This is a genomic window from Micromonospora sp. AB353 (assembly GCF_049538395.1).
Classification (GTDB): Bacteria; Actinomycetota; Actinomycetes; order Mycobacteriales; family Micromonosporaceae; genus Micromonospora; species Micromonospora aurantiaca.
This window is the reverse complement of sequence record NZ_JBMVFV010000193.1, coordinates 1-499: the sequence shown is the minus strand read 5'-3', so window position 1 is coordinate 499 and position 499 is coordinate 1. Positions and strand designations below refer to the sequence as shown.

At 73.1% G+C, this 499-nt stretch carries 1 pseudogene; it reads right to left on the bottom strand.

The features are described 5' to 3' along the window. Positions 1-499, bottom strand: a pseudogene (locus ACPCK6_RS29640) (hypothetical protein); the annotation flags it as partial.

The window sequence follows — 499 nt, the reverse complement described above, 5'->3', positions numbered from 1 at the left end:
GCCGCCGAACCGGCCGGCCGTGTTGTCCACGACGGCGCTGTCGGCGATCGTGGCGCTCCCCGCGAGGCCGTCCTTCTCGGCGCCGTTACCGGCCCAGTCCCGGCCACCGGTCGTCACCACGCCACCGCCGTCGCCGTCGGCGTGGTTGCCCGCCACGTGGACCTTCTCCAGGAGCAGGTCGGTGTTCTCGGCGTACACGCCGCCGCCGTTCTCGCAGGCGACGTTGCCGCCGATCGCGGTGAACGAGACGGTGACCCAGCCGCCGCTGCTGAACAGACCGCCACCGTTGTGACCGGCCCGGTTGTGGCTCAGCGTGCTCAGCGAGGCGTCCTTGCCCTCGTACGCCCCGATGATCTCGACGGTGCCCGCGTGGTGCTTGCCGTGCTCGCCCTTGTCGGGCTTCGCGGCCGAGGCCAGGTCGACCGGCCCGCCGTGGTGCTCACCGCCGCCGTTGGCGATGCCGCCGCCGTTGCCGCCCGCGGTGTTGTCGTCGACGCCT